Below are 25,157 nucleotides of genomic sequence, written 5' to 3' on the forward strand. Positions count from 1 at the left end.
AACCAAAGCAATCGCCTCACTGAATTGGCGATCCCTTCCATCAAGAGAAGGCAATCATGAACTGATGGTCATCAACTGCAGCTGGCTCAACCAGAGAACTCGGGCAATCCATAACTGGTTTGAAGGCTGTAACTCCAACCACCATTCTCTGGATTGAAGGTTTGATCACGGAACAGGTTGTCGTAGATGGTTGGGAAGTCGGCATCAGTGCCGTCACCCGTGGCCACCACCTCCACCTCCACGCCATCCAAACGACTGGCGGACTGGCGATCGATCTGATCTAGCGCTGCGTTCAAACGGCGTTGCATGATTTTCCACGGTTTATCGCCGCTGTTGTCGTTCAAGAAGGTGGGCTGCCCCGATGCGTCGTAAATCAATCCAGAGCTGGTGATCGGATCACCGCCAAGAGACTGAGGCAAGGGCACCGACTGGCCTGTCACTGAATCAGATCCTGCCCCCCTGCGGGTGTCCCACCAGGAGCGGCGCTCCGGTCGTCCATCCGTCATCATCGTGATGTACGTGTAACGGCCACGATTGTTGTCATCGGCCTGTTGGGTCAAAAGATGTTCGAGGCCCGTCAGTGCAGCCAACATCTCAGTACCGGCATAAAGGTTGGAGCTGGGGCGATCATCACCCTGGAACAAATCCTTCTCGGTGGGATCGAGAAGATTTCGCTTGTTCCAAAGGCGATTGCCCTTGATTGAATTGCCGTAAATCTGATCAGGGGTTTGCACATCGAGGATCCGTTGTGCAATGGAAGTTGCTTTTGTGGACTGCTTGGCAGTGAACGACGATTTTGTGTGCTCAACCACATAGCCGTAGTTGATCAGATGCACCGTCACATCACGTGCACCAAATTGTTCATCTTTCACAACAACTTCAAAATCATCCAAAACTGATGCCAAACTCTGTGATGAGTTATTAATTACCGCATCCCGGAATTGCTGGGTGGACAAAACCTCATCTTCACCGATCCGGCTGAAGCCATAGCCAGCTTTTTGAAGCGACTGCTGATAGGAATACAACGCCACACGATCCTGGGCCTCCAGACGAGTTGAAACCGAAGCACGATTGGTGGAGGGATCGGGCTGAAGCATGGATGTTGAGTTATCCAGCACCAGATACAAGACAACATCACTGAGCGGCACTGGCTCATCCGTTTGAGAACAGTCGAAATCGTCAAGGCTCGCGGTGGCCTGGGACAAGCGCTCACCGTTTTGTTCGATCCGGAGACGTAGAGCCTCATAACCACTGAGCCCATCGTTCGCAGTCACGTTCGTGGTGAATGTGAACTGATCCACACCCGGAGCAACACGGATGGAGCCGGCCTCACCACCCTCCAGAAGAGTCACTCCCTTGGCTGGATCCAGAACAACAGAATTGACGTCGTAACCACCAGAAGAAACACCCTTAGCCGCAAGCTTGTAATCCAGAATCTGGGGGTCGTTCCCGGCAGCATCCACTGCAACGGAGAAGCTGAACTCGGCATCCTTATCGCTCAAAGTGCCATCCAATTCGCAGCTGGCCTGGGCATCAATCGTGATTGAGGGGGGCTCAGGATCTGGACTATCTGGAATCTCAGGATCACAATCCAATTCGGCAAGGCTCGCCATTGCTTGGTCACTGCTGCCTGTTGCTGCATTTACAAGCTCCAGCCGCAGCGCTTCATCTCCCTCTAAAACATCTTTCGCTTTAACCTCCACCTCCACGGCAAAACTGACAACTCCCTCACTCACTTCAAACTGCCCAGATTTCTCACCAGGCGTTAAAACCTCAACGCCTGGTGAACCCAAGATCTCAATCCCTTCAATCAAATATCCCTTCAGCACCTTATTGCTTGAAAAGTCATATCCATACAGCCGCGTCTGATCGCATTCATCAACATCCACATCAAACGTGAACGTTGCCTTCTTGCCATTCTTCGTCTCATCATCACAAGCACCAAGACCCGTCACCTCCATCACATCCGGACAATCAACGGGAATCTCTGGTGGTTCTGTGTTTTCGGGGTTCTCGGGGGCGCAATCGACAAAGTTATCGATCTGTGCTGTGTCATTCGGATGCAGCGTCTTACTCGACAACTCTTCGTTATCAATCGTCAGCGTGATCGCTTCATCTCCCTTTAACTTGTCCTGCGACTCCACAAACGCAACAACACTGAATTTTCCTCCCTCCGGTAGGTTCCCTTGCGGAATTGTGAACTCACCTTTGCCATCCTCATCCACAGCCACTTCACCTACATACTCACCAGCCGTTACCGTCAGTCCCTTCACTTCTTCCTTCGCTATACCCTCTCCACTAAACGCAAAGTAATACGTCTGTGATTGGTTATACGCTCCACTCAATGCAACATCAAACGTAAATTCCGCAGTCTTTGCTTTCCCATCCTCCACACACACTCCCGTCGCTTTCACATCCTCAACCAATCCAGCAATCACACAATCGACAAAGTTATCGATCTGTGCTGTGTCATTCGGATGCAGCGTCTTACTCGACAACTCTTCGTTATCAATCGTCAGCGTGATCGCTTCATCTCCCTTTAACTTGTCCTGCGACTCCACAAACGCAACAACACTGAATTTTCCTCCCTCCGGTAGGTTCCCTTGCGGAATTGTGAACTCACCTTTGCCATCCTCATCCACAGCCACTTCACCTACATACTCACCAGCCGTTACCGTCAGTCCCTTCACTTCTTCCTTCGCTATACCCTCTCCACTAAACGCAAAGTAATACGTCTGTGATTGGTTATACGCTCCACTCAATGCAACATCAAACGTAAATTCCGCAGTCTTTGCTTTCCCATCCTCCACACACACTCCCGTCGCTTTCACATCCTCAACCAATCCAGCAATCACACAATCGACAAAGTTATCGATCTGTGCTGTGTCATTCGGATGCAGCGTCTTACTCGACAACTCTTCGTTATCAATCGTCAGCGTGATCGCTTCATCTCCCTTTAACTTGTCCTGCGACTCCACAAACGCAACAACACTGAATTTTCCTCCCTCCGGTAGGTTCCCTTGCGGAATTGTGAACTCACCTTTGCCATCCTCATCCACAGCCACTTCACCTACATACTCACCAGCCGTTACCGTCAGTCCCTTCACTTCTTCCTTCGCTATACCCTCTCCACTAAACGCAAAGTAATACGTCTGTGATTGGTTATACGCTCCACTCAATGCAACATCAAACGTAAATTCCGCAGTCTTTGCTTTCCCATCCTCCACACACACTCCCGTCGCTTTCACATCCTCAACCAATCCAGCAATCACACAATCGACAAAGTTATCGATCTGTGCTGTGTCATTCGGATGCAGCGTCTTACTCGACAACTCTTCGTTATCAATCGTCAGCGTGATCGCTTCATCTCCCTTTAACTTGTCCTGCGACTCCACAAACGCAACAACACTGAATTTTCCTCCCTCCGGTAGGTTCCCTTGCGGAATTGTGAACTCACCTTTGCCATCCTCATCCACAGCCACTTCACCTACATACTCACCAGCCGTTACCGTCAGTCCCTTCACTTCTTCCTTCGCTATACCCTCTCCACTAAACGCAAAGTAATACGTCTGTGATTGGTTATACGCTCCACTCAATGCAACATCAAACGTAAATTCCGCAGTCTTTGCTTTCCCATCCTCCACACACACTCCCGTCGCTTTCACATCCTCAACCAATCCAGCAATCACACAATCGACAAAGTTATCGATCTGTGCTGTGTCATTCGGATGCAGCGTCTTACTCGACAACTCTTCGTTATCAATCGTCAGCGTGATCGCTTCATCTCCCTTTAACTTGTCCTGCGACTCCACAAACGCAACAACACTGAATTTTCCTCCCTCCGGTAGGTTCCCTTGCGGAATTGTGAACTCACCTTTGCCATCCTCATCCACAGCCACTTCACCTACATACTCACCAGCCGTTACCGTCAGTCCCTTCACTTCTTCCTTCGCTATACCCTCTCCACTAAACGCAAAGTAATACGTCTGTGATTGGTTATACGCTCCACTCAATGCAACATCAAACGTAAATTCCGCAGTCTTTGCTTTCCCATCCTCCACACACACTCCCGTCGCTTTCACATCCTCAACCAATCCAGCAATCACACAATCGACAAAGTTATCGATCTGTGCTGTGTCATTCGGATGCAGCGTCTTACTCGACAACTCTTCGTTATCAATCGTCAGCGTGATCGCTTCATCTCCCTTTAACTTGTCCTGCGACTCCACAAACGCAACAACACTGAATTTTCCTCCCTCCGGTAGGTTCCCTTGCGGAATTGTGAACTCACCTTTGCCATCCTCATCCACAGCCACTTCACCTACATACTCACCAGCCGTTACCGTCAGTCCCTTCACTTCTTCCTTCGCTATACCCTCTCCACTAAACGCAAAGTAATACGTCTGTGATTGGTTATACGCTCCACTCAATGCAACATCAAACGTAAATTCCGCAGTCTTTGCTTTCCCATCCTCCACACACACTCCCGTCGCTTTCACATCCTCAACCAATCCAGCAATCACACAATCGACAAAGTTATCGATCTGTGCTGTGTCATTCGGATGCAGCGTCTTACTCGACAACTCTTCGTTATCAATCGTCAGCGTGATCGCTTCATCTCCCTTTAACTTGTCCTGCGACTCCACAAACGCAACAACACTGAATTTTCCTCCCTCCGGTAGGTTCCCTTGCGGAATTGTGAACTCACCTTTGCCATCCTCATCCACAGCCACTTCACCTACATACTCACCAGCCGTTACCGTCAGTCCCTTCACTTCTTCCTTCGCTATACCCTCTCCACTAAACGCAAAGTAATACGTCTGTGATTGGTTATACGCTCCACTCAATGCAACATCAAACGTAAATTCCGCAGTCTTTGCTTTCCCATCCTCCACACACACTCCCGTCGCTTTCACATCCTCAACCAATCCAGCAATCACACAATCGACAAAGTTATCGATCTGTGCTGTGTCATTCGGATGCAGCGTCTTACTCGACAACTCTTCGTTATCAATCGTCAGCGTGATCGCTTCATCTCCCTTTAACTTGTCCTGCGACTCCACAAACGCAACAACACTGAATTTTCCTCCCTCCGGTAGGTTCCCTTGCGGAATTGTGAACTCACCTTTGCCATCCTCATCCACAGCCACTTCACCTACATACTCACCAGCCGTTACCGTCAGTCCCTTCACTTCTTCCTTCGCTATACCCTCTCCACTAAACGCAAAGTAATACGTCTGTGATTGGTTATACGCTCCACTCAATGCAACATCAAACGTAAATTCCGCAGTCTTTGCTTTCCCATCCTCCACACACACTCCCGTCGCTTTCACATCCTCAACCAATCCAGCAATCACACAATCGACAAAGTTATCGATCTGTGCTGTGTCATTCGGATGCAGCGTCTTACTCGACAACTCTTCGTTATCAATCGTCAGCGTGATCGCTTCATCTCCCTTTAACTTGTCCTGCGACTCCACAAACGCAACAACACTGAATTTTCCTCCCTCCGGTAGGTTCCCTTGCGGAATTGTGAACTCACCTTTGCCATCCTCATCCACAGCCACTTCACCTACATACTCACCAGCCGTTACCGTCAGTCCCTTCACTTCTTCCTTCGCTATACCCTCTCCACTAAACGCAAAGTAATACGTCTGTGATTGGTTATACGCTCCACTCAATGCAACATCAAACGTAAATTCCGCAGTCTTTGCTTTCCCATCCTCCACACACACTCCCGTCGCTTTCACATCCTCAACCAATCCAGCAATCACACAATCGACAAAGTTATCGATCTGTGCTGTGTCATTCGGATGCAGCGTCTTACTCGACAACTCTTCGTTATCAATCGTCAGCGTGATCGCTTCATCTCCCTTTAACTTGTCCTGCGACTCCACAAACGCAACAACACTGAATTTTCCTCCCTCCGGTAGGTTCCCTTGCGGAATTGTGAACTCACCTTTGCCATCCTCATCCACAGCCACTTCACCTACATACTCACCAGCCGTTACCGTCAGTCCCTTCACTTCTTCCTTCGCTATACCCTCTCCACTAAACGCAAAGTAATACGTCTGTGATTGGTTATACGCTCCACTCAATGCAACATCAAACGTAAATTCCGCAGTCTTTGCTTTCCCATCCTCCACACACACTCCCGTCGCTTTCACATCCTCAACCAATCCAGCAATCACACAATCGACAAAGTTATCGATCTGTGCTGTGTCATTCGGATGCAGCGTCTTACTCGACAACTCTTCGTTATCAATCGTCAGCGTGATCGCTTCATCTCCCTTTAACTTGTCCTGCGACTCCACAAACGCAACAACACTGAATTTTCCTCCCTCCGGTAGGTTCCCTTGCGGAATTGTGAACTCACCTTTGCCATCCTCATCCACAGCCACTTCACCTACATACTCACCAGCCGTTACCGTCAGTCCCTTCACTTCTTCCTTCGCTATACCCTCTCCACTAAACGCAAAGTAATACGTCTGTGATTGGTTATACGCTCCACTCAATGCAACATCAAACGTAAATTCCGCAGTCTTTGCTTTCCCATCCTCCACACACACTCCCGTCGCTTTCACATCCTCAACCAATCCAGCAATCACACAATTAGCGAAGTCCTCAACATTTGCCATGGCCTGAGGATGCAAACCATCAGGAGCCAACTCCTTATTATCAACTTGAATTGCAATACTTTCATCCTTGAATTGGCCAGACGCCTTCTCAATAATTACTTCAATAACAATTTCCCCACCATTAGGATAATCTATCGAGGAAATTTTAAAACTACCATCCAATTTTATAGAATCAAATTCTTCACGCTTCTCGCCATTGACAATCAACCCCTTTAACACATACTTATCGCCATCAACTCCATTAACAATGAATTTGTAGAAGTATTCTTGATCAACATTTTTCGAACCCGAAACCCTAACTGTAAAAGTAAATTCCGCTTGATTGGCTTGGTTGTTGTCCGTACAAAGGCCAACGGCCTCAACATTTTCTACAAAACCAGGAATCTCCGGCACAGTGCATTCAGGAGTCAAAGGTATTGATGTCGAACCACCAAAATCACGAAAGCCCGTCCACTTGGAATCTACTGGCTTAGGCTGAAACCCAACCTCTTTAATTTCACCATTAAATTCACCATATTGTTTGGTAAATTCGTAAAAACGAAAGGCTGTATTAAAACGATCAACAGATTGATTGCCATGGGTCTGGCCAAATAAACGCTCACTGTCGGAATCAAATGACAACTGAAGATTTGGTGTTATTTTTTCCCCGGCACCTATTTGGATAGATGATTGCCCTAATGTTCTATAGGCATTTTGCCCATCACTGGAAGTACCTTTCTTATCAAGAATTGATCTTAAATCAAGGCGGTAAAACTTACCCCTGTCATAACTACCATACAAAATACCAGATTTTAAATCGACAGCTATATCTCCATAGCCTCCCTTTTCATAGCCATAATCTTTAACTACATCGTGAGATATAAGTTCAGATTTAGCGAGCTGATGACCACCATTCAAGCGGCTTAGTTTGAGCTGATAGAGGACTTTATTAGTACCATCGCCTCTACCAAAATACCAAATCGAACCATCATAATAAGCTGCATTTGCAGGTGATTTACTTGATCCATATGCCTTCGAACCATCCAAGCCATCAGCACCCTCGACCTCAACAACACTCAATGAATCAGGGCCAGTCTTTGTGCGATCAGACCAGTAATAAAGTTTATAATCATCTGCCTCTACTTCGTCCCCATGAAAAAAGAAAAGCTGCTCATAATTAGGGTCATAGGCGATTCCATTTGCACCCCGATTTCCAATTAGCCCAGTCTTATTAACATCAACAATGGTTTCACGTAAAGGATTGACTTCCCAGATCGTATTCGTGTCGTCGATTCCATAAAAATAAGAGCTGCCAAACTCATTAAGGTTAACAACACTTTCTTTAAAGTTATCACCCAAGACATCACCCTCGCCCAGTAGTGCTCCTCCAAGCTTCAGGGAAAGCTGCTCATCACCAGTAAAACTGGAGGCCTGAGACTTTACTTCGACCAATATTTCAAACTCTTCAACACCAGGTTCAATTTTAATAAGGCCTAACTGATCAGCAACTGGATCTTCTTCAACAAAACTTGCATCATCTCCTTTTGTAGAATAAACAAATACGTAATCATCATTTATTTCAGGCTTAAAATTGAATTTGTACTCCAAGAAGGATTCTACATCTAACTTCTCGACATTGACAATATACGAGAAGATGGCCTGACGACTGGATTCACATTTGACCGAACCTTCCAAATCAAGAAGCTCAGCTTGCAAATCTTCGAGGCAATCAACCTTAATTGTCGCCTCATCTTCGAGGGGAACAAGCTCAGGCGGCTCAAGCCCCTCCGTAATAATGGCATCACCAAGAGAGACTGAAAATAAACGACTTCCAGTACCGTTTCCAAATTTTTTACCATGTACTCCATAAGCGAATTCAAGCGAAGATTTTGGTTGAAAATAATTAATTGCGGCGGCATATTCCTGCTTTTTAGGATTATCATCGCAAAGCAAATTACATCCTTTTTTTGCGCCGTTAATTCTCGTCCACCCATCCTTTAAATTTTTCGGGGTTAGATTATTTCGCTTAGAGACGTCCAAATTGGTTGGATCTGAAAGCGTCAATTCATTGACGCTTTCTTGCAAGAACACATCAAAAAATTCCCACTTTTTCTCTTCGCCATCAAGATCGATAGGATTCATCCAAAATCGACCAAGCGCTACTTCTTGATCACTATCATCAACTAGATTATTGTCACCGACATAAAAGAACTCCCAAGAAAAATCTACAGTGCCGCCTGCTTGATCATTATCCTTGGACGTAATAATAGGCTGGAATCTTTCCTCTGCTCCTTTATTAGCACTCCAATCATCAAATCGAAGCTCTTTAACTCCTGCAGATGCTTGCCATGTTACTTTTGCACCAACAGTGCCGCCCTCATGCTCTAATAATTTATCATAAAAGTAGACTCCGGTATTACCAACATCCTTTATTTTCATTGTTACTGCTGGGTCTTTCATGCGATTATTTCCTTTTCTTGCATTCTGAATTTTCAATTTCCGATAGTTAACATCAATAATTGGAATTTCAGGCTCTTCAAAAATAATCTCTTGAGCTCGAAGAGTAAGATCTGAAGGCTGAATAAGCCCAGCCTCTTCAAGATCTTGAACATTGACGCGAGCTTCAAGAGAGCCATTTTTCTCAGCAGAAACTGCGGTACCAGGTTGATAGTATTGCCATTCATTAACTGAAGAAACTTCATTGATTTCCAGGAAAGAAGTAAAGTAATTAACAGAATCTACCGAACCCCTTTGGTTATCTTGCGATAAGCTCTCTCCTTTTAATTCCAACAAAACACTCGCTTCAGAATCCTTAGACTTTGTGAGAATACGATAATTTAAATAGTCATCTTCGCATTCGTATTCAGAGGAATCGACAGTAAGCTCGTCAAAATCATTATCGTAAATCACTGCCTTTATTTCTTTGTCGCCAATTTCTAAGACAAGATCTTCCTGCCCTTCAATGAGATCATCATCAAAAACGGGGAGGCGAACCTCAAATTCTTGAATCCCACGTGGGAGTGTAAGAGTATTTTCATGCAGTACAATTCCATCTTTTATTTTACCATTTTCTCGAAAAGTCATGTCTTTCAACACAACATCTTCTTCATCTGCCTTTGACTTCGGTTCTCCAAACAAAAATTCAAATGGTAGTGTTTGAATCTGTTCTAGTGCACCATCAAATCGAACAGTATAAGAGAGATAATCATTCTTGCCTATATTAATATCATTGGGATCCTTCGCTTTGATTTCAGCGCCATCTTCCTTTTGCGTGGCTTCGATAATATTTGGAGCAAATTCTCCTTCACAATCTCGCACCAAACCTACATTGTCGATTAGTCCACCCAACGAATCATTTTCGGATTGAAGTTCCGTAAATTTAATTTCAGTATTGTCCTTGTCTGCAATAAAACTATAAGTATGCGTTTCCCATTGATTCGCAGTATCAGAATTTACTGCGAAATCATTTACACTTACAATCACAGTCTCGGGCTCATTCTTCTGGCGACGATGCAAATCAAAACTTAACGTGTATTGCTCTCCAGGAACTGTCTCGATGGTCTGTGAAATAGAATTAGGAGGGTTATTATCTTTGTGTTTAGCATCAAGTTCAGCGTAATAATTGCCACCAGAATTATCTTTAATTCCTTTAAAATCTGATCTCCAAATTTCACCATCTTCATCACTTACTTTCCAGCCCTCAATACTACGAACATGTTTCCAATCGCTATTAATGTAACTTTGTTCAAAGTCACCATTGATAATCAAATTTTCGTCTGAGCACTCGGGATCACAAACATCAATCTCCGAATCTTTCAAACTTGCTGTCGCACTCTTTGGGTCACTACCTTGCACATCTAACGCCTCAACTTCAAGCTTCAATGAGTCTTTTGGTGATAACCTATCTGAGGCCTTAACTTCTACTATTAATTCAATTTTTTCTACTCCTGACCCTACTTCAATGATTCCTTGCCGTTGCTTACGCAAAATATCATCTGATGAAGCTCCATCTATACTTGCACTTAGAATTTCGTAGTCTTGATTTTTGGTAGGAGTAAATAAGTAACTATAGTTTTGATTGTTGGTTCCAGGGCTTAGCTTAATACTATAAATAAATGTTGCCTTCTTCTTATGATCATCATCGCGACAAACAGCAATAGCTGAAACGCTTTCAACCTCACCTATGACTACATCATCCTTAAATTGACATGTACTTTGATCTGAAATGTCAGCATATTGCCCACCTGTCTTTATTGGGAAACCCTTTAATCGATCATTGCCCATCCAATCTTCAGCTTTTTCCCATTTTGTAACGATTACGTTGGTTGAACTGCTGTGACCATCGACCGACATATTGAATTCGATTCTTCCACCATTGCCTTTTTTAAGCCTTATCTTTCCTCCTGAAATTTGAACATTTGGATTATCAATTTTAATCTGCCCTTCGGATATACCGCGAGGGAATACGAATGAGGGGCCATTTGAACCAACTATGTCTTTAATTACGATTTGATCATTTCCTTCGTCTGGAGAAATTTGAATGGAGAAATCACTATCCGCCCATTCTTGATCTTTATTAAAGACAATTTTGTCACTTCCAGGGCCACCATCAACCACAAAGCCACTATTTGATGCCACCTCTCTAGCCTGAATTGAAATTGAATCATTTCCAAAACCACCGTAAATCAAACTCTTGTTAAAATTATCTTGCAAGCTATTTAAATTAATTTCATCGTCACCACTACTCCCATAAATTGACGATTCTATGAATCCATTGTTAGCTTTTAAGTTGATCTTACTCCCACTCAGCGCTGAATTTGTACCAAATATCTTAGTATTCTCAATCAAGCTATTTCCATCTACATAAAATTCAATCTGTTCTGCTGTGAAGTTTGATTTTTCAAGGTTATTACCAGCCTTAATATTTATGGATTCTGCGCAAATCTTTGTGTCGGTAATTAATCCATTGCCATCCGCATTAACCGTGACAGTCTCAGCTGCAGCCTCGACGCCATGAATCTCATCAGAAGATAGAGACAAATAATCTTCGCCATCACCGCCATCAATTGTGGAATTTTTGATGTAAAGGTTATTCTTTCTTGTTAACGATATTCGGTCATCATTGGGACCAGAATCAATGACCGCGTTCTCAATATGTCCATCGCCATTACCGGATCCCCCAGACAATTCAACATTAATCTCATCATCACCAGAAAGGCCATTAACAGTGACATTATTGAATCCAGAGTTGTTCTTAATATAATTAAAAAAGTCAGAATCTTCGGATCCTTCCCAAGCTTTACCATCACCTGGAAAAGGGGGTGTATTTGGGGAGCCCACAGCGAAAGTATTAAAAACACGCTTCCCGGTAGAATCGATTTGAATTAGGTTTTCAATCGACAGATCAGCCTTAACCACACCGGAAAACAAGGTGGTGTGCTCAATTCTCTGATCATCGGGATCCACCAGATGAACCAGTAAACCCTCAGACGTTTCTTCAGCGCGGTATTGCTGATCCTCAAGAATGGCAATGCGATCACGGTCGGCATTGAAGCCATTAATCGTGTCGTTTCCTCGAGACAAGATATAAACATCGCCATCACCACCACCACTCAGCCAGTCATCACCGCGGCCACCCAACAAGGTGTCGCTGCCATCGCCTCCTTCGAGGATGTCGTCACCACCACCACCACTGAGCTGGTCATCACCGCCACGCCCAGCAATCACATCACGTTTGTTGGTGCCCTCCAATCGGCCTTTGCCCGAGTCTTCCTCACCATTTGCTGTTTTGACGGTGGCATCGCCTTGGTTCGAACCACGGGTAACAGACTGAATATCTCCTTCGTCTAAATAGGGAACTTCTAGATCCCCATCCCGAATCAGAACGTTGTGGGATTGCAACTGGCCCTTGCCAATCCCCACAAGCAAGGTGCTGCTCTTCGGATCATCTGTACGGGGATTCTCGTCGTCATCAAACAGCTTGATCAGCAGGCCTTGGCCGCGTTCATCGTCAATTTCTTCTGTGGAATACAGCTGGCCTTTGCGCACCAGCACACGATCATCGGCAAGGCTGAAGCCCTCGATCGTGTCGTTGCCGCGAGTAAGCACATAGGTGTCTCCACCATCGCCGCCGATCAGCAGATCATCGCCACCACGGCCTAGTAAGCGGTCGGCTCCCGCTCCACCCCGCAAGGTGTCGTTACCAGCTCCGCCATCGAGGGTGTCATCGCCATCGCCACCGCTCACTTGATCGTTGCCTGAGAGGGCATCCACCTTCAGGGGGGCATCAGGCAATGATCCTTGAGGCAAGGGCGCGTCAGTCGCACCCTCAGCAGCGAATTCGTCGTCTCCATCCGTGAGGCTGATCTCACGCACAACCGCTGTGGTCAGTTCTGCAGGGGCCAGCAAATCATCGAGGTAGCGATCCAGCTCCTCACGACTCACCCCTTCCAAAACACGCGTACTGCCGTCTTCCAAACGGATCAGCAGATCATCGCCGCGTTCCACCAGATCAAAGCTCTGCCCATCGGGCAGCACGATTCGATCCCCTTCTTCGGGATTGAAGTCATTAACAACATCGTTGCCCTGGGTGAGATCAAAGAGGTCTTCACCAGCACCCCCTTTGAAGGTGTCATCGCCGAACCCACCGATCAGGGTGTCGTCTCCACGACCACCATCCAAAGAGTCATCGCCTTTACCCCCATCCACGGCATCGTCACCGGCGCCGGCATCGACACGGTCATCGCCCAGGCCCGCATGGATCGCGTCGGCACCCCGCCCGACATCAATGGTTTCGTCATCTTCCGCTCTGGGTTGCTCCAGCCCCTCGATGAACTCGTCCAATGATTTGGAGTCATCCTGCTCAGAGCCCTCTGGCGCCGGATCGTCTATCTCAGGTTCTATCTCTGCTTCAGGCTCCGATGGTTCCGACGGATCCTCTTCAAGATCATCCAAACGGAACTGTTCAGGCCAAGCCTGCTGATCCACCAGATCGCTCAGCTGCCAATCCCCCAGCTGCAGCCGTTTGTCGGCTCCATCGCGCCCCAACCAATCGGCACTGGCCAATACCCGCGCACCACTGAGCTCTTCCAACAACGCCACAAAGCCGGTATCGGCTCCCACATGGCAACTCCACAGGGCAATCGTCTCCACACCCCAGGTCGCTAGGTCCTTGGCATGGGCCTTCAAAGCTTCGGCATCAATCCAGTCAGCACCGAAACGAAACGCACCCGGCTGGCCGTGGGCGATCAAGTGCAGGATTCGAATCGAATCTCCCTGTTCTCGTCGGCGCCTCAACAACGCGGTGATCGCAGCCAGAGGCTTGAGTGCCCCAGTTAGTGCCGAACGGCTTGGTCTGGCCCCCTCCAGCAAGAGCGCGATCTGACGGCAATTGCCATCACCAATCAGGAGATGACCTCTTAATTCACCCGTGGCGGTGATCACGGGTGCAGAGTCCAGCTGAATCACGCTGCTGATTGGCAGACATCTCCTTCTCTTAGCCAGTTCTCAGCAAATTCCAACTCCCCCAAATGGGGGATCTCGGCGATTGCGCTGAACTCTTTAGTCAGCGATTGGCTGGTTGTCTTGGTCCAAATCGGACGTCATTGATCAGCGCTGACACCTGGACAGAGAATTGGATTTGTTGGGGTCAATTGAACAATCGGCAGAACCCAGTAGCGGTTGAAAAGGAGAGCTAACAAACTCCAGCTGAAAGGAAATTTCCAGTGCGGATGCGGATCAATCCCTGGCTGATGAAACTGCTTCCCTCCATAGCGGTTGCAGTGCTGGCACTGCTTGCCTTGGAGCCCCAATCCGCCCGCGCTCAATCCTGCGACACCGATCCCTTCGGTGCCGAGGTGTGCCTGCCGGAGATCGATTCAGAGGAAGACGATGACGATGACGATGACGATGGAGACAATTCCAGCAGCGAGGAGCTCGACGATCCAACCCGGCTGGTGATCGTGCCGCCCTGCTTTGGGCCCTGCACCCTGTTCCCGCCCCGGGCTCCCTACCGCGGCTTTGAGCAGGAACCCGACATTAGCCTCGAGCCCACACCAGAGCCCGCCGCCGCACCCGAACCAACCCCAGCGCCGATCAACGAACCGATCAAACCCCTCTGGCTCAAGACAGATGCTTTGGGCAACTCAGAGGCCGAGGCCTACCTCGAGCAAACCCTCAAGAACCACTTCCTCGCGCAAGGCAGCAACACCTCGATTGACGCCAGCGAAGCGGAGGTGATCATCACCTACAACGGCACCCGCTACCGGGAGGTGATCAGCCCAAACACGGTGCTCGACGCCCAGGACACCACCGACCCCGCCGTCAATGTGTGGGTGCGGGGATTCGGTGGCCGCAACCATCTCGGTGCGGCCAAGGGGCGCACCGCAGCATTTGACGGCGGCGGCGGCCAACTCGGCTTCGACATCCCCTTAGGCAACACCTCACGCATTGGACTGTTCGGCACCTACGCCGTGTCTGACGGCGATGACAGCAGCCGCGGCAGCTGGGACAGCGATGGCTGGGGTGGGGGCGGTTATGCCGAATATTGGACGCGCAATTTCTATCTGCGCGGCATGGTGAGCGCCGGGGGCTTCTCCGGAAACCATCGCCGCAAACAGAATGGCGACACCATCAGCGGCGATCGCAGCGGCAATTCCTGGTCAGGGATGATCAGCGCCGGAGCTCCCTTTGATTCCGGCGACTGGCTGCTCGAACCCCAGATCCTGTTCAGCTACACCAACACCAGCCTCGACAAGTTCAGTGAATCCAACGGCAACCGCACCGATCGGCTCCGCTACAGCGAGATGGAGCTCGACCGCTTGGATACGGAGCTCTCGATGAAATTCGCCCATCCGATCAGGGATGGGCAACGCTCCCTGTTCATGCCCTTTGTGCGTGTGGGCTGGGTCGCCGACTGGGGCCAAGGCGGCGACAGCCAGAAGGTGAGCTTCATCAACGCCGATCGCAACGAAAACTGGAGCATCAATGGCGACTCCAGCCACGGCGCCTTGATCGAGCTGGGGCTCGACTACACCACCTACAACTTCAAAGACACCTCCATGGGCGTCTATGCCCGCACCGGAGCGGTTGTGTGGGGAGGGGACCGCAGCACTTCCTGGCAAGTGTCCGGCGGGTTGAACTTCAAGTTCTGAGTTCAGCGCTTTTTAAAGTAAGGCCACGCCAACCCGCTGGATCTGCGCGAGCAATCCAGGGTGGTCGATCCAATGTTGCACCTGCAGCACAAACTGCCATTCTCGCTGTTTGAAAGGAGGGGATCAACTGAGCTCCCCACAGCAGGTGGCAAAAGCGGCACTGGGATCGGCTGCTTTGAGGATCGGCCGACCGATCACCAGCTGGCTAGCGCCGGCAGCGATGGCATCAGCCGGACCCATCACCCGGGCCTGATCACCCACCGCCGAACCCTTTGGTCGGATGCCAGGCGTGACCAAGGCAAACGGCTCCGGGTGTTGCGCCCGCAGCGCCGCAGCCTCCAGCGGTGAACAGACACAGCCACCGATGCCGGCGGTCGACGACAGCTGCGCTAACGCCGGCACCCGTTCGGCGATGCCTTGGGTAATGGCGAGTTCCCGTTGCAGCCGCTGCTCCTCCCAGCTGGTGAGCACCGTTACTGCCAGCAGCGTCGGCGCGAACAGTCCAGCCTGCTGAGCACCCTCAAGCGCCGCGGCCTGGGCCACCTTGAGTGCTTTGCTGCCGGCACAGGCATGCACCGTGATCAGTTCCGCCCCCAGCGCCGCCGCCCGCCGGCAGGCCCCCGCCATGGTTGCTGGGATGTCGTGAAACTTGAGATCGAGGAATACCCGCAGGCCCCTCTCACGCAACTGGGCCACAACATCAGGGCCCACCTGCACAAACAGCTCCAGGCCCACCTTCACCCAGCGCAATCCTTCCACCTGGGCGGCAAAACTCAGGGCTTGGTCTGGCGCCATGCCATCGAGGGCCACGATGATCCGCTCGGCGGGATCAGCGGAAAGCAACGGGGCCACAGCAAGCAGGTGATCAGGATTCCATCCTGTCGCGCCAGCATCGAGATAACGAAGCCGGCAGCTCGACTAAGCAGGAAGCCATGACAGTGAACCGTCAGGACGCTGAGGCCCATGCCTCCCGGCCGTGCTGGTCCCGGACCTAGAGAACAGGCCGAACATTGTCTGACAGTTCAGAACTTGCCTTGGCACCACAGGGATCCCTTTGATCGATTGCTAATGGCTCAGGCTCTGCAAAAGCAGATCAAACTAGCTGAGTTGCAATCAGAGCCTGAGCCATTACGGAGCCAGCGTGGCCGTTCTCAAGCGGTGATCCGGCTGATCATGAATGGCAGGACAGTGAATCTCAGCTGCAGCGACAGATCAGATATGGCGACAGATCGCCACGCACCTTCACGCTGCAGGTGACACCTTGAGGCCTGTCGTTTGCTCAATAAGGGCCACATAGTCACACTTTGATTTAGGCCTGCGCATGAACTCGGGAGCATGGGCCGCATTGAATAAAACCCCTAAAAGATGAAGAACACGAAACGCCTTGATTCGCTCGCAATTCAGGGGCCTGATGCCCTGATAAGCCTTGAGCATTCCATCAACAATCTCCCGCCAAAGACGATGCGGCACACCTGGATAAATCTGATTAGCAAACAACAAATAATCATTCATCATATTCGCCAGATCAATTGCAGGATCTGAGATACGAAGTGCCCAGTCCAATATTCCGTTACCCGAACCATTTTGAAACATCAAATTTCCACCATGATAATCACCATGAATGACAGAAAGATCCTGACCGCCAGATAGCAAATGATTGCGAAGCCAGCCAACTAATTCAGAAGACCAAGGGGTCGTCTGTTCAACAAAATCCAAACCCTTTTGTAGCGATGTAGGAAATAAAAAATTCTCATCCGGGATAGCGGCCCTCCTGAATTCGTCAACAAAAGGCTGAACGTCCAACGCATGCATCCTGGCCATCGATTCGCCTAAAACCGTTGCATGAATCTCTGGTGCCTGGACTGCCAGGGGCTAACCTGGCAAGAGATCCATGACTGCAAAAACACCACCGACGACTGATTTATCACCAGAAACGCGATGAATCACAGGGGCGCTAAGGCCACATTGATTGAGGGTCTGATGAACAAACTGATGATGTAGAAGCTCCTCTACCTCGCGCGCAGGACGCAAAATGCGAATAACTCTTGGCTCCTGGCCAACCAACTTATAGCGATACAGCCGAGCATCAAGACCTCCAGTCAGCCGCGTCGGTTCAATTTCATACTCAATTTGTTCAGATAACTCAGATTGCAGATACGACAAAAAATCAGTAGCGATCTGCCGATCGGATCTGAATTCAACCTCAGGTGTCACCATTGTCTTTGGCCTAGATGAGGTTACTTTCGCTCCGGCACCCCCATCAGCGAATCCCCCAAATGAGGGAAACTAGTTTTTAGATAGCAACGTCCTGAGGTTCAGTTCAATGCTGACGAATGGAGACCAGAGACTGAACCAACGCGGCGCAAGCACGACCCTGCTCAGGCGGTGAGCCGCCGGAAGGTTTTCTTGCCCAGCTGAAGCACCTTGCCCTTCAGCTCGTCAGCACTGGCGAACTCCTGGTTGGGGTCGGTGAGCTTCTCCCCTTCCAGCCGAGCTGCACCACCCTTGATCTGCCGGCGTGCCTCGCTGCTGCTCGCGCAGATGCCAACGGCGCTGAGCAGATAAAACGCCTTGGCCGGGAAATTCACCTCCGCAAGAGAAGCCTCCGGCACATCCGCTGCTGCATCTCCAGCACCACCCACGAGCTTGGCGGCATCGGTCTGGGCCTTGTGCGCCGCCTCCATCCCATGACGGTTGGCCGTCACAGCCAACGCCATCGCCTTCTGCTTGTCGCGCGGGTTGTCGGGCAACGCCTCCAACTCCAGATCGGTCAACAACGTCACGTAGTCGTTGATCGCCGCATCGCCGACCTTCTCAAGCTTGGAGTACATCGAGAGGGGGTCTTCTTCCAAGCCAACGGTGTTGCCAAGACTTTTGCTCATTTTCTGAACACCATCAAGTCCCACCAGGATCGGCAGGAGCAGCCCGAACTGGGTGCCCTTGCTGAAGTGACGTTGCAGGTCGCGGCCCATGGCTACGTTGAATTTCTGGTCGGTACCGCCCAGCTCCACATCGGCGTTCACGGCCACTGAGTCGTACCCCTGAAGCAACGGATAGAGGAATTCATGCAGGGCGATCGGTGTGCCGCTGCCGTAGCGCTTCGAGAAGTCGTCCTTGGCCAGCATTTGCCCCACCGTGCCGGTTCCCAGCAACCCGATCACGGCCGGAAGATCCATCCCTTCCAGCCACTCGCTGTTGTATCGCACCTCCAGACGACCGGGCGTCTCAAAATCCAGAAGCGCCGTTTCCTTGGGCTGGTCTTGGCCGAGTTGCCGTAAGTACGTCGAGGCATTGGCGGCCACATCCTGCTTGCTCAGTTGAACCCGCGTGGCGCTCTTGCCGGTGGGATCGCCGATGCGGGCGGTGAAGTCCCCGATGATCAGCACAGCGGTGTGCCCGGTGTCCTGAAAGGCGCGCAACTTGCGAAACAGAATGCTGTGCCCCAGATGGATATCACTGCCTGTGGGGTCAATGCCCAACTTCACCCTCAGAGGACGTCCTTCCAACGCAGCCTGCGATAGCCGTGCTGCGAGAGCCTGATCCGGGTCTTTGGGATCGCCCGCCGGGAAGAGATCGGCCATGCCGCGTGCCAGCCAGGACGGCAGCGACGGGGTTGTCTCCGGCATGGGGTGATCGGGTCGTGCGCAGTGGATCGTACGAGTGCTTCCCTGCTGAACTCAGCTGGGAGGAGGCAACTCGATCTGAGCCTTCATGCGCTCGAGGGTGGATTGCATTTGTTCGAACATCTGTTCAGGCGTGATGCCGAACTGACTCAGCTGTGTGCGCAGCTGCTCCACGGTGAGTTTGGCCTGGAAATCTTCGGACAACTCAAAGCGCTTCATGAACACCCGATAACGGTCCATCAGCTCCTCCATCGTTTCGATGAACTTCTTTTTGCCCTCCCGATCGAACTTCCCGTATTCACTGCCCAGCTGCATCAGCTGCTGATAGTCGCCAAACAGGCGCTTGGCTTCGTCCTGAACGATGTCCGATTCAAAAAAAGCCAAAACACACCTCGAATGGAACGAGCAGCCCTCGTATAAGCCGCCTCATCAACGGGGGAGACGCCAGGACCACTTGAAGGAATTCCCATAATTCTGACGAACCCATTCCATGGAGAGGGGTGCGGATACCAACCCGGAAAGGAAAAGACAGACGAGGCAGCAGTCCACCACGACGATTGTTTGCAGCTTCAGCGCCTGATGCGCAGTTTCTGCAAAGTTCTTGCACCTAAAGGCCTCTTTCCAGCCTCCGTGCCCACCATGCAGGAAGTGCAATCGACTCGCGACAGCGTGAATCTGACCACGCAGCTGCCCTCCATGCGCAACAACCTGGAGCTAGGCAAAACCATCCTGCAACGCCGACGCACCGTGATCGCCACCGCTGATCGGGTCTTGATCACCGGGCTGGTCAGTGTGTTCGGGGATATCGGCCCGCTGGTCGGCGCAGCCACCAGCGAGTCCGAGGCGCTTACCTGCCTGCAGAGCGGCGCCGTCGACCTGCTGCTCTGTACCGACATGCTCGACAGCGGCTCCGGGGCCTCACTCGTGGAGCGTGCAAAAGCGGTGCATCCAGCCCTGGTCTGCCTAATGCTGATCCAACGGCCGCTGCGCAGCACGATCGAGGCGGCCATCAAGGCAGGCTGTAATGGGCTCTGCAGCCGTGACCGGGTGGGCAACGGCCACCTGTTGCACGCGATTCAGACCATCGAAAGCGATGGGATGGTTGTGGATCCCACCATCGCCGGCGTGCTGCGACACAGCCGTCTGAAACGCAACAGCAAGCCCGATTTTCTCTCCGATGAGTTGAACGTGCGTGAAGAGGACGTTTTGCGCGGCATCTGCCGTGGACTCACCAATCAGGAGATCGCCGATCAGCTCCATCTCTCGATGGACCGGGTGAAGCATCTCGTCAGCGGTCTGCTGATCAAGCTCGGTGCGCGAGACCGGACCCAGGCCCTGCTAATCGCACTTCAGAACGATCTGATTGATCTTCCAATGCAGCTACCGCGCTGGACCTCCTGAGCACAACAAGCGAGGCTGAACACAACAGTTCTACCCATCGATGCTTGCAACCCGCTCCGGGTGGGTCATGCCCCTGATCGCAGGCCTGAGCGTGATCGGCCTTACCGCCCCCAGCGCAGCGGTCCAGCTGGATCGCACCACGGTGGTCGTGACAGTCACAGAGGCCAATGCCCACTGCCTGGTGGAAACCCAAACCATGAGCATGGAGGAAGCCCAGACGATCGCCTCCGGCTTTCTGAAAGCCCAGCAGATCAGCAGCGAAGAACGCAACGCCGTGAAAGGACGGAGCGATTTCACCGATCTGATGGCGACCTACATCGCCGATCAAGGCGGCTGCCGTGCCCTGGTGAAAAACCTCAAGCAATAACGCGAGCTGTTCTTTTGTGAACTGTTTTGAATTGAACTGTTCCCATGCGGGCTGTTCTCTTGCGGGCTGTTCTCATGCAAGGTCTCCTCTCGCAAAGTGGTGTCCTCTCGCAAAGTGGTGTCGCATGAGCTTGGGTGGCTCGTTAATCTCAGCCGAGCAGATGTTGAAGCAGCCCGATGCCTGCCAGCCATTGGTTGGACCCTCTGGCCAGACGAGTGCTGCAGGCCACAGGACAGCTCCCTGCCACCCCCCGTCCCCCTGCTCCCGCTGCACCGGTGAACCAAGCACCGGCGAACCAAGCACCGATGAACCAAGCACGGGTCAATCAGGCGCCGGCCTGGAGTTTGGATGTGAATCGGGCCACAGCCAACGAGTGGCGTCAACTACCCGGCTGCAGCGAAGACATGGCTGATCTGCTTGTGAGGCTTCAACAGGGGGGCGTGCAGTTCAGCGCCGCCAATGATCTGTTCCGGTTGCTGGAACTCCCCGATTCCCTCGCCGCCCTCTGGGACCCCCATCTGATCTTCCACTGGTACGGCGATGCACCACCGCAGCCGCTGAAGGCCCCAATCGACCTCAACAGCGCCGCACCGATCGAACTGAAGAGCCTGGGCTGGCCCGAGGACAGGCTCCAGCGACTTCTCCAGGCCCGTCGCCGGCAAGGATTCCGCAACCTGGCGGACCTCCAGGAACGCCTCTGCCTTCCAGCTACTGCGATCGAAGAACTGATCGGCCGGGTCTGTTTTGGCGAACGTCGCGCCGGCCCGTCGCTGCCACCGAGGGTCTGAGTCGTGCAGGGCAGCCGAGGCCAGGGGGAGCTGTTCAGCAGCGCATTGCCAACGGGCAGCGGTCTGGCTGAGATCCTTCCTTTACAACAGCAACAATTGCTGGAGTGGCAGGGGCGCCTTCATGCCCATCAGGCGCCGTTGTTCCGGCGAGAGCCGGTACAGAGCGAGCAAACCGATCTATTCAGAACTGGGTTGTCCGACCCCGCTGCCCTGATCGATCCGTTGGCACTTACCCCTTTACCGCTGAATTTCTGGCGCTGGCCCGAGAGTCCCCACTGCGGCGCTGCGGTCTATCTAGTGCTGGACCGGCCGACAAAGCTTGATCAACCGCTGTTGCTGTACGTGGGCGAAACGATGGCGGCCAACCGTCGCTGGAAGGGAGAGCACGATTGCAAGGCCTACCTGGCGGCCTATGGGGAAGCTTTGCAGCAATGCGCCCTCAAGCCGCGACTGAGCATTCGCTTCTGCACGGATGTTCCCAAGGCAACCCGCGCCAGGCGAGCGCTGGAACAGCGGCTGATCCAGCGCTGGTTGCCTCCGTTCAACAAGGAAACGCGCCAGCGCTGGGCCACACCGTTCACCGCTGAAAGCTGATGCTGACGCTGCGAGCGGGTCTGGCCCTGTTGACCGCCCTGCTGGGGGTGCATGTCACCGGCACCCTCACCGCCACCGCCGCCGCCGCCGCCGCAGACCTGCCGACTCTTCTGGCGACCCTGAAACGCCATGGCTTTGCCGTGGTGCAACAGCAACCACCCGGTGGAACGGCCTATGGCCTGTTCGATGCCGACCGAAAGTTGCTGATGATCGCGCCGATCACCCACGACCTGGGCATCGCTCGACATGTGCTGCTGCATGAAGCCGTTCACGCCGCCCAGAGCTGTCCCGATGGAAGAATGCGCCTGATCGGTTGGTCGCTCTCCACCTCACCGGCTGTCACCAGCAGGATCCGCTACCTGATCACCAATCGCTATCAGCAGGGGGATCAAACCCTGGAACAGGAGGCCTTTCTGATTCAGAGCCAACCCAACGCTGAGGCCTTGATCGTCAAAGCGCTCAATCAACGCTGCTAGTGACCGGGCGGGTAGATGATCACCCACACCAAGGGCGTCACCCCGATCAAGGCCGCCAAAGCCAGCAGGGTCACATTGGTGAACACGCAACGATGGCAACACTCAGGCGACCGTACCGGGACGTCGGAGGGCCTCGCTACGCTCACTCCGCGCAACTTTCCCGTTCATGCGGCTCTCCCTTTCATCTGCCGGCCTGCAGGACTGGAACGGTGATGTGCTGGCGGTTGGCCTGCTGAAAACGGAGGAGAACAGCTCAACCCAAGCGCTCTGTACGCAGTTCCCAGGCCTGGAGGCCATGCTCGAGCTCCAGGACTTCAAGGGCAAACCCGGCGAAAGCCTCGTGCTGCACCCGATGCGCGAGGGGGCCCCGGCACGTTTGATCGTGTTGGGCCTGGGAGAGCCTGAATCCCTTGGTCTTGACGGTCTGCGTAAAGCTGCCGCCAAAGCAGCCCGATCGGCCATTGGATGCACCGGCAAGCTCGGCCTGTTGCTGCCCTGGGACGGACTGGAACCCAACAGTGCCGCATGCGCCGTTGCAGAAGCTGTTCGGCTAGCGCTCTACACCGACCAGCGCTTCCGCAAAGACACGGATCCCCGTCGAATCCCCGACAGTCTCGAACTGATTGGCCTTCCCGCTCAGGCAGCGGCCGGACTCAACGACGTGAATGCCCACTGCGCCGGGGTTGAACTGGCCAGGGAACTGGTTGCAGCACCACCGAATCACGTCACCCCAGCGGCCCTGGCCGACACGGCCGCTCAGCTGGCTCGTGATCACGGCCTCGAGCTCAAGGTGCTGGAACGTGCTGACTGTGAAGCCCGTGGAATGGGCGCCTACTTGGCCGTGAGCCAGGGGTCGGATCTGGACCCCAAGTTCATTCATCTGGTCTATAGACCGCAAGGTGAGGTGAAGCGCCGCCTGGCTCTGGTGGGGAAAGGGCTCACCTTTGATTCAGGTGGATACAACCTGAAGGTGGGCGCAGCTCAGATCGACATGATGAAGTTCGACATGGGCGGCAGCGCAGCTGTTCTCGGTGCGATGCGCTCGATCGCCGAACGCCGACCGCAGGGCGTTGAAGTGCACATGATCGTCGCCGCTTGCGAGAACATGGTGAACGGATCTGCAGTGCACCCCGGCGACATCGTGAAGGCCGCCAACGGCACCACGATCGAAATCAACAACACCGATGCCGAAGGTCGGCTCACACTGGCGGATGCTCTTCTCTACGCCTGCGAGCAGAAGCCTGACGCCGTTGTGGATCTCGCCACCCTCACCGGAGCTTGTGTCATTGCACTCGGCGATGAGATGGCAGGCCTCTGGAGCAACGATGATGCCCTGGCGGAAGCGCTGGACACTGCTGCTGGCGCGGCTGGTGAAGGCATCTGGCGCATGCCCCTGCGCAAGTCCTACAAGGACGGCCTCAAGTCGCTGCTGGCCGACATGAAGAACACGGGTCCGAGGCCGGGGGGATCGATCACTGCCGCCCTGTTCCTGCAGGACTTCGTGGAGAGCGACATCGCTTGGGCCCATATTGATATCGCCGGAACCGTCTGGAGTGACAAAGGGCGCGGATTGAATCCGGCGGGAGCGACGGGCTACGGCGTGCGGACTTTGGTGAACTGGGTCTGCGGTCAGGCCAACTGATCGATGAGCAGCTCACCGGTCCGTTGGTATCTGAAGGCCCAGATGGGGGTGCTATTGCTACCCGTTGGTCTTTGCCTGTTCGGTGAGGCCGTGAGCCGCAGAGTGGTGCAGCTGATGGGTGGTCAGGCTGGCGAATGGTTCTGGACCGGAGCGCTCAGCTTGATCTGCATCAATGCGGGAATCGGACTCATGATCGATTCGGGGATGACAAAAGGATTCCCCGGACGGACACCCAACCGCTGATCAGGACGCCATAGCGTGGAGTTGAGCAGATGCAGCCAGCCCGCGCTCGGGAGCCTCAAGGGCATGAATCTGCCAGCGTGCACGCTCTGAGCAGGTTTCCAAAACCCGATCAAGATCGTCCGAAGCATGCTTCGGTGAAGGATATGGACCGATATGACGCGTTCCCAGGCCATCCTTGATGGTCAGCAGATACATACATTTCCTCCCACGCACATGGTGGGAATGGTAAGCAGTCTATTTTATGTAGCCGATCG

The 25,157-nt window shown here is 52.3% G+C and carries 16 protein-coding genes; 9 read left to right on the forward strand and 7 right to left on the reverse strand.

Annotated features, from left to right (window positions below; genetic code table 11):
- Positions 1-86: 86 nt before the first annotated feature.
- Complete coding sequence (locus SIB64_RS15300; RefSeq protein ID WP_413441041.1) at positions 87-14,084, reverse strand: DUF4347 domain-containing protein; 13,998 nt, start codon at positions 14,082-14,084, stop codon at positions 87-89.
- 284 nt (positions 14,085-14,368) lie between these two features.
- Between SIB64_RS15300 and SIB64_RS15305 the strand changes: the two genes are divergently transcribed.
- A complete protein-coding gene (locus tag SIB64_RS15305) occupies positions 14,369-15,769 on the forward strand; it encodes an autotransporter outer membrane beta-barrel domain-containing protein (protein WP_413441042.1) in 1,401 nt (466 codons plus the stop codon).
- Positions 15,770-15,892: 123 nt separating this feature from the next.
- Here the strand turns inward: SIB64_RS15305 and pyrF are convergent, their stop codons facing one another.
- From pyrF to SIB64_RS15330, 5 genes are all read right to left on the reverse strand, one after another.
- Positions 15,893-16,621: an orotidine-5'-phosphate decarboxylase gene (gene pyrF / locus SIB64_RS15310; RefSeq protein ID WP_413441043.1), complete on the reverse strand. Its 729-nt coding sequence runs from the start codon at positions 16,619-16,621 to the stop codon at positions 15,893-15,895.
- Between the two features lie 390 nt (positions 16,622-17,011).
- Positions 17,012-17,638 carry a phosphotransferase family protein gene (locus tag SIB64_RS15315; protein WP_413443060.1) on the reverse strand — a complete coding sequence of 209 codons (627 nt, stop codon included), beginning with the start codon at positions 17,636-17,638 and terminating at the stop codon, positions 17,012-17,014.
- Positions 17,639-17,641: 3 nt separating this feature from the next.
- Entirely contained in the window at positions 17,642-17,986 is a 345-nt protein-coding gene (locus tag SIB64_RS15320) for a hypothetical protein (RefSeq protein ID WP_413441044.1), read from the reverse strand.
- Positions 17,987-18,147: 161 nt separating this feature from the next.
- Positions 18,148-19,395 carry a tyrosine--tRNA ligase gene (gene tyrS, locus SIB64_RS15325; protein WP_413441045.1) on the reverse strand — a complete coding sequence of 416 codons (1,248 nt, stop codon included), beginning with the start codon at positions 19,393-19,395 and terminating at the stop codon, positions 18,148-18,150.
- Positions 19,396-19,446: 51 nt separating this feature from the next.
- A complete protein-coding gene (locus tag SIB64_RS15330; RefSeq protein ID WP_413441046.1) occupies positions 19,447-19,776 on the reverse strand; it encodes a DUF1825 family protein in 330 nt (109 codons plus the stop codon).
- Positions 19,777-20,031: 255 nt separating this feature from the next.
- Between SIB64_RS15330 and SIB64_RS15335 the strand changes: the two genes are divergently transcribed.
- The 8 genes from SIB64_RS15335 (at position 20,032) to SIB64_RS15370 (ending at position 24,903) form a co-directional block, all read left to right on the forward strand.
- Positions 20,032-20,793: a LuxR C-terminal-related transcriptional regulator gene (locus tag SIB64_RS15335; protein WP_413443061.1), complete on the forward strand. Its 762-nt coding sequence runs from the start codon at positions 20,032-20,034 to the stop codon at positions 20,791-20,793.
- Positions 20,794-20,833: 40 nt separating this feature from the next.
- Complete coding sequence (locus SIB64_RS15340) at positions 20,834-21,160, forward strand: hypothetical protein (protein WP_413441047.1); 327 nt, start codon at positions 20,834-20,836, stop codon at positions 21,158-21,160.
- Between the two features lie 176 nt (positions 21,161-21,336).
- Positions 21,337-21,948 (forward strand): hypothetical protein, encoded by a 612-nt coding sequence (locus SIB64_RS15345; protein WP_413441048.1) that lies wholly within the window; start codon positions 21,337-21,339, stop codon positions 21,946-21,948.
- Positions 21,949-21,951: 3 nt separating this feature from the next.
- Positions 21,952-22,542 (forward strand): GIY-YIG nuclease family protein, encoded by a 591-nt coding sequence (locus SIB64_RS15350; protein ID WP_413441049.1) that lies wholly within the window; start codon positions 21,952-21,954, stop codon positions 22,540-22,542.
- Positions 22,542-23,018 carry a hypothetical protein gene (locus SIB64_RS15355; protein WP_413441050.1) on the forward strand — a complete coding sequence of 159 codons (477 nt, stop codon included), beginning with the start codon at positions 22,542-22,544 and terminating at the stop codon, positions 23,016-23,018. Before SIB64_RS15350 ends, SIB64_RS15355 begins: the two co-directional genes overlap by 1 nt.
- A gap of 15 nt (positions 23,019-23,033) precedes the next feature.
- Positions 23,034-23,231, forward strand: coding sequence for a hypothetical protein (locus SIB64_RS15360; protein WP_413441051.1), 198 nt, complete (start codon positions 23,034-23,036; stop codon positions 23,229-23,231).
- Positions 23,185-24,660, forward strand: a complete 1,476-nt coding sequence (locus tag SIB64_RS15365; protein WP_413441052.1) for a leucyl aminopeptidase — start codon at positions 23,185-23,187, stop codon at positions 24,658-24,660. Before SIB64_RS15360 ends, SIB64_RS15365 begins: the two co-directional genes overlap by 47 nt.
- Positions 24,661-24,663: 3 nt before the next feature.
- Positions 24,664-24,903, forward strand: coding sequence for a hypothetical protein (locus SIB64_RS15370; protein ID WP_413441053.1), 240 nt, complete (start codon positions 24,664-24,666; stop codon positions 24,901-24,903).
- On the opposite strand, the gene SIB64_RS15375 is transcribed toward SIB64_RS15370, so the two are convergent.
- Entirely contained in the window at positions 24,904-25,098 is a 195-nt protein-coding gene (locus SIB64_RS15375) for a hypothetical protein (RefSeq protein ID WP_413441054.1), read from the reverse strand.
- Positions 25,099-25,157 lie beyond the last annotated feature (59 nt).

The organism is Synechococcus sp. MIT S1220 (genome assembly GCF_047303025.1).
Taxonomy (GTDB): Bacteria; Cyanobacteriota; Cyanobacteriia; order PCC-6307; family Cyanobiaceae; genus Parasynechococcus.